Genomic DNA, 6,016 nt, shown 5'->3' on the forward strand with positions numbered 1-6,016 from the left:
GAACCACTTTCGGACTAAAGGGATCCACCGTATTCCTGCTTAGGAAAATATGATTTACTCCCGCAGCTTCCGCCGTACGAAAAAGAGTTCCCAGATTCCCCGGATCCTGAATATTTTCCAAAATCAGAAACAGATTTCCCTCAGGCTTTTTCCACTTCGGAAAACGAAGCAGCCCCAGAATTCCCTGTCCATGCTCCGTGGTGGAAATACTTTCCATAGCCTTCTTACTCAGAATACAAATCCGGGAATCTTCTTTCTCTATCCCTCTGGGTAATGCCCCTCGATAGTCTTCCTGCACATAAAGCTGAATCAAAGAGGACGCAGGCAAATCCAGCAGAAGTCTTTCCCCTTCCGCCACAAACATGCCCTTCTCCCATCGTTTCTTGGCTTTTTTTGTCAGTTCCCTGATTTCTTTTAATCCCTCATTGTGAGGAGATTCTATTCTATGCATGAAGCTCTTTCGCTTTCTAATCTAAAAAATAGGCAAAACTCGATAAAATATTATAACAAAACAAGAGAAAAACGTCTATATGGACTTTTAAGCTTCAAGCTGCAGACATTTAAGCTTCCAGCTCCGAAAGCTCCGAAAGCCAGACATCTGCGCAGGCATCACTGGCCATTCGTAAATCACCTCTCGGAGAAAGGGCCACCCTTCCTACCTTTGGTCCATCCGGCAAGCAAGAGCGTTTGAATTGATTGCCAAAGAAACGCTTATAGAAGATTTTTAAGTTTTTCAGGATTTCTGCCGCTGTGAATTCCGGAATGTTCCGTTCATTTTCCTTATTTGCAAGATTTTCCTTAGAGAAGGCAAAGCAAGCCAGTTCATAGATATTTCTTGCAGAAAATCCGTAGCGCAGATGTTGATAGAGGAAAAAATCCTGTAAAAGGTAGGGACCTACCACATCCTCCGTCCTCTGACTAATCTCCCCGGAGGCATCCGGTGGCAAAAGTTCAGGGCTTACCGGAGTGGCAATAATTTCCTCCACCACCTTTTCCAATTCCTGATTACCGGATTTTCTTGCAAATTCTCGAAGAAGCATGGGGATTGCCGTCTTGGGAATATCTCCGTTTACCCCGTACATGGACATATGGTCTCCATTGTAGGTGGCAAAGCCCAGAGCCAGTTCGGATAAATCTCCGGTTCCCACCAAAAGAGCCCCCTCCTTATTGGCCAAATCCATCATAATCTGGGTTCTTTCTCTGGCCTGAGCATTTTCATACACAATATCCTTCTTTTCCAAATCCTGAGAGATATCGGAAAAATGCTGTAATACCGCTTTCTCAATGGAAATCTCCCGCAAAGAAATGCCCAAGGCCTTGGCAAGCTTCTCCGCACTGTCATGGGTTTTCTTGCTGGTTCCGAAGGATGGCATAGTGATGCAAAGGATATTTTCCTTATCATATCCCAAAAGGGCAAAGGTCTCCAAACATACGAAAAGAGCCAAGGTGGAATCCAGACCGCCGCTTAAACCTAAAATCAGCTTCTTGCATCCCACATGTTCCATACGCTTTTTCAAGCCTCTGGATTGAATGGAAAGAATCTCTCTTGCCCTTTCTCCTTCCTTTTCTACCGCCTTTGGCAGGAAGGGACAGGGACTCACAAAGCGCTGAAGGCTGTAGTTCTTCTCCTTCATGGAAAAATACTGTGTATAGGAAGGATCTTCCTTTACGAAATAGGTGCTTTGTCGCATCCTCTCTCCTTCCAAGAGTGCCAGATTCACATCCGCCCAGAAAATTCCCTCCTCAAAGGGCTGATTTTCCTTTAAGATTCTTCCATTTTCCGAAATCAAACAATGGGCAGAGAATACCATATCCTGGGTAGACTCTGAGGGACCCGCACTGGAATAAAGATAAGAGGCATGAAGATTCCCGCTGTAATGCTCTAAAAGTCGTCTTCTGCTTCCCCGCTTCCCCACCAGTTCATCAGAAGCGGAACAGTTGACGAGGATGGTAGCTCCTGCCAGTGCATGCTTACTGGAGGGCGGAACCGGAACCCATAGATCTTCACAGATTTCCACTGCCAGACGGAATCTGGGATCCTCTTCCCGAACAAAATGAAGGGATGCCCCAAAGGGGATTTCCTTTCTATAGCCTTCTCCCTTTAAAATGTTGGGGATAAAGCGTACCTCTTCCTTTCCTTCCTGAAAATATCTTCTCTCATAAAACTCCGCATGGTTGGGAATAAACTGCTTCGGTACAATTCCCAGAATATCGCCATGGTAAGTCACCACTCCGGTATTAAATAATTTTCCTTCCAGCAACAGGCAATAGCCAATCACAAAAAGGACGTCCATATCCTTCGTTTGTTTGCAAAAGGAAATTAACGCCCTTTCTCCGCCCTCCAAAAGACTGTGCTGATAAATCATATCCATGGCGGTGTAGGAAGTCAGACAAAGCTCCGGATATACCAGTAAAGAAACCTTTTCCTCCTCTGCTTTTCTTGCCAAAATCAGCATTTGCTCCAGATTATACTCCGGATCCGCTACCCTCCCCTTTGGGCAGGCTGTAGCCACTCTTACAAAGTCCTTCATACTTCCTCCTGAAATTTTCCTCTTGCCTGCAGTTTCATTTCTTTTAATAAGCTGTCCTTTCCGTCAAAAACAAGAACCTGTTTTTTCCCTTGTTTCTGGAAAAGAATACAGTAAGATTTGTTTCCTCCCAAGCCCTCTACATGAAGAACGGAAATTCCTTCCCTCTTCCATCCTTCCTCTCTCTCCGGACGAAAGGGCTGTATCTCCAAAATTTCCTCCGGGCTAATCTCTATCATCTGCTTTCTCTTTCCTCTATGAATAATCTGATCCACAGTAAAACTTCCGCCAAGATAAAGATACTCGTATTCCCTATCCACGGAATTCAGCAGATAGTAAGACAAAAAAAGAACCGGAAAAAGAGCAATAAAGGGAATTGCTAAAAAGTAGCAAAGCACAAGAAATGCCAAAGGAAAGAAAACTGCAAATAACTGTATTCCCTTATCCTTCGCCTCTATCTTTCCCTTTACCAAATGTTCCACATAATTCTCCATCCTGCCCTCCTTTTCTTGTCGCGAAAAAGGAAATAAAGCTAAGCCTAAGCTCAGTTTATTTCCTTTTCCCATTGTAATCGATATTCTCTTCTTTGCCTAGTTTTTAGAAGGATTTCCTTACATCATTCCTCCCATTCCTCCCGGCATCTGTGGCATAGGAGGAGTCGGCTCCTTAATGTCTGCCACAACAGACTCTGTGGTGAGTAAGGAGGAAGCAACGGAAGCCGCATTCTGTAAAGCGGTTCTTGCCACCTTGGCAGGATCCAGAATACCTACCTCCATCATATTAACATACTCTTCATTGTAAGCATCGAAACCGAAGTTTTCCGTTCCTTCCTTTACCTTGTTCACAATAACAGCGCCTTCCAGTCCTGCATTGTAAGCGATGGTATAAAGAGGAGCCTCTAAGGCCTTGGAAACAATCTTTGCTCCGGTCTTCTCATCGCCCTCTAACTGGTTAACCACCTTATCCACTGCCTTCTGTGCATGGATATATGCAGATCCGCCACCTGCAATAACACCCTCTTCCACAGCGGCTCTGGTAGCATTTAAAGCATCTTCCATACGAAGCTTGGCTTCCTTCATCTCGGTTTCAGTAGCAGCACCTACGCGAATTACCGCAACACCGCCGGAAAGCTTAGCCAAACGCTCCTGAAGCTTTTCCTTATCAAAGTCGGAGGTAGTGGTCTCAATCTGTCCCTTAATCTGGGCGATACGATCCTGAATCTCCTTCTTCTTACCAAGACCTTCCACAATGGTGGTCTTTTCCTTGCTTACCTTAACGGACTTTGCTCTACCGCACTGGTCGATGGTCGCATCCTTCAAGTCTAAGCCCAGCTCTTCGGAAATCACTTCTCCGCCGGTTAAAATGGCGATATCCTTCAGCATTTCCTTTCTGCGATCTCCATATCCGGGAGCCTTTACCGCAACCACATTGAAGGTTCCTCTTAACTTATTTACGATAAGAGTGGTTAAAGCCTCACCCTCGATGTCCTCAGCAATGATTAAAAGCTTGGCACCGGTCTTTACCACCTGCTCCAAGAGAGGAAGAATATCCTGAATGTTGGAAATCTTCTTATCGGTAATAAATACATAAGGATCATCCAGATTAGCTTCCATCTTCTCCATATCGGTACTCATATAAGCACTGATATATCCGCGGTCAAACTCCATTCCCTCTACCAAGTCAAGCTCTGTCAGCATAGTCTTGGACTCTTCCACGGTAATAACACCATCCTTGGAAACCTTCTCCATTGCGTCGGCAATCATATCTCCTACAGTGGAATCTCCTGCGGAAATGCCGGCAACCTTGGCAATCTGATCCTTGCCCTTTACCTTGGAGCTCTGCTTCTTAATGCTCTCTACCGCAGCATCCACAGCCTTGCGGATTCCCTTACGAAGCACGATGGGGTTGGCACCTGCCTCCAGGTTCTTCATACCCTCCATCACAATAGCCTGTGCCAAAACCGTTGCGGTAGTGGTTCCGTCTCCGGCAACGTCATTGGTCTTGGAAGCTACTTCTCTAACCAGCTGAGCGCCCATATTCTCATAGGGATCCTTTAACTCAATTTCCTTGGCAATGGATACACCGTCGTTGGTAATCAACGGAGAACCGTAAGACTTATCCAATACTACATTTCTTCCCTTAGGTCCAAGGGTAACCTTCACGGTATTTGCCACTGCATCTACACCGGCCCCTAAGGCCTTTCTTGCCTCTACTCCAAATTTAATCTCTTTAGCCATATTTTACCTCCTTGGAATTCCCTTTTTCTATTACTCTACGATTGCTAAGATATCATTCTGCTTAACAACGGTATACTTCTTTCCATCCAGCTCTACCTCGGAGCCTGCATAACGGGAGAACAGAACATGCTGTCCTACCTTCACTTGCATGGTAATCTCCTTACCATCTACAACTCCGCCGGGACCTACAGCGATAACTACAGCCTGTCCGGGTTTTTCCTTATCATCCTGTCCCGGTAAAACGATTCCGCTCTTGGTGGTTTCTTCCATCTTTTCTTTTTCCAACACAACTTTATCAAATAATGGTACTAACTTCATAGCAATCCTCCTATTCTTCACAGGTCTTTTTTAACAACAGGGCTATTATAAGAGGATTTATTAGCAGAGTCAAGCACTGAGTGCTAAAAGCCTGTGAAAGTTTTGTGAAAAAATATAAGAAACAATGTATTACGAAAATATTAACAATATCAGAAAAATAAAAGGAATTTTTTATTGCTTATGTTGTAATACAAGGTATAATAATAAGGTAGCTTGAATAAAAAAAATGGCTTTGGAGGTTTATTTATGAAAAAGAATATTCTTGTTGCAGCTTTAATTGCTTGCATGGCAACTGCATCTGTAATTCCTGCACTTGCTGCAGAGGGCGCTGTTTCCAGCTACGGCGGATCTACCACCACAGTAGCAGAATCCAACGGACACTGGGTAGCAAACAGAGATGGTTCTTGGTCATTCGTAAGCAATGAGAATGGTGCACCAATCTATGGTTGGATTGTAAGTCAGCACCAGTGGTACTACATCGGAGCTAACGGACGTATGGTAACCGGATGGCAGAAAATCAACTTTGACACCTACTATTTCGCTCAGGCACCGGCAGAGAACCAGCCTTTAGGATCTCTTTACATGAATAAGCTTACTCCTGACGGATACAGAGTAGATTCCAACGGTGTTTGGATTCGATAAGCTTTAAAAATTATTTTGAACTTTTACAAAAAAGTAGAGTAGGTTCCTCCTACTCTACTTTTTTTATTGACAGAAAAACGAACTGTAAAATCAAAATCATAAAGGATTTTTTTTGCAATAAAGATTCGAAAATCAGGGTAGTCTGAGCCCGATACTTGCCGATATCCGGCGAAGTGAAGAACTGTAAAAAATCAATAAGTGAAGCGAATAATGCAGTATGGGTCTATAATAGGGGTAATCTGAGCCCGTCAGTACTTACTGAAAGCGAGCAAAGCGAAGCTTGAAGTTAGT

Annotated in this window: 6 protein-coding genes; 1 reads left to right on the forward strand and 5 read right to left on the reverse strand. The window is 44.1% G+C overall.

All coding sequences use genetic code 11. The annotated features are described in order from the left end of the window. The 5 genes from RYL27_RS10315 to RYL27_RS10335 all read right to left on the reverse strand — a co-directional run. Positions 1-451 (reverse strand): TrmH family RNA methyltransferase (locus tag RYL27_RS10315; RefSeq protein WP_314967050.1); only part of this gene is annotated, 451 nt, incomplete at its 3' end. A 109-nt stretch (positions 452-560) separates the two neighbouring features. Further along, entirely contained in the window at positions 561-2,531 is a 1,971-nt protein-coding gene (locus RYL27_RS10320) for an NAD(+) synthase (RefSeq protein ID WP_314967051.1), read from the reverse strand. Next, on the reverse strand, positions 2,528-3,022 hold the full coding sequence (locus RYL27_RS10325; RefSeq protein WP_314346182.1) for a hypothetical protein: 495 nt from the start codon (positions 3,020-3,022) through the stop codon (positions 2,528-2,530). Before RYL27_RS10325 ends, RYL27_RS10320 begins: the two co-directional genes overlap by 4 nt. Before the next feature lie 117 nt (positions 3,023-3,139). Further along, positions 3,140-4,765, reverse strand: a complete 1,626-nt coding sequence (gene groL / locus RYL27_RS10330) for a chaperonin GroEL (RefSeq protein ID WP_314346183.1) — start codon at positions 4,763-4,765, stop codon at positions 3,140-3,142. Between the two features lie 30 nt (positions 4,766-4,795). Further along, complete coding sequence (locus tag RYL27_RS10335; protein WP_304072414.1) at positions 4,796-5,083, reverse strand: co-chaperone GroES; 288 nt, start codon at positions 5,081-5,083, stop codon at positions 4,796-4,798. Between the two features lie 246 nt (positions 5,084-5,329). On the opposite strand from RYL27_RS10335, the gene RYL27_RS10340 reads away from it, so the two are divergent. Continuing rightward, positions 5,330-5,725 carry a hypothetical protein gene (locus tag RYL27_RS10340; RefSeq protein WP_007156226.1) on the forward strand — a complete coding sequence of 132 codons (396 nt, stop codon included), beginning with the start codon at positions 5,330-5,332 and terminating at the stop codon, positions 5,723-5,725. The last annotated feature ends 291 nt before the right edge of the window (positions 5,726-6,016 follow it).

This window comes from Oribacterium sinus, from assembly GCF_963537195.1.
Classification (GTDB): domain Bacteria; phylum Bacillota; class Clostridia; order Lachnospirales; family Lachnospiraceae; genus Oribacterium; species Oribacterium sinus_A.

Bases quoted from the DNA above. Each gene is read 5' to 3' on its own strand.
- RYL27_RS10340 (WP_007156226.1), top strand. From the start codon at position 5,330: ATGAAAAAGAATATTCTTGTTGCAGCTTTAATTGCTTGCATGGCAACT.
- RYL27_RS10320 (WP_314967051.1), bottom strand. From the start codon at position 2,531: ATGAAGGACTTTGTAAGAGTGGCTACAGCCTGCCCAAAGGGGAGGGTA.
- RYL27_RS10325 (WP_314346182.1), bottom strand. From the start codon at position 3,022: ATGGAGAATTATGTGGAACATTTGGTAAAGGGAAAGATAGAGGCGAAG.
- groL (WP_314346183.1), bottom strand. From the start codon at position 4,765: ATGGCTAAAGAGATTAAATTTGGAGTAGAGGCAAGAAAGGCCTTAGGG.
- RYL27_RS10335 (WP_304072414.1), bottom strand. From the start codon at position 5,083: ATGAAGTTAGTACCATTATTTGATAAAGTTGTGTTGGAAAAAGAAAAG.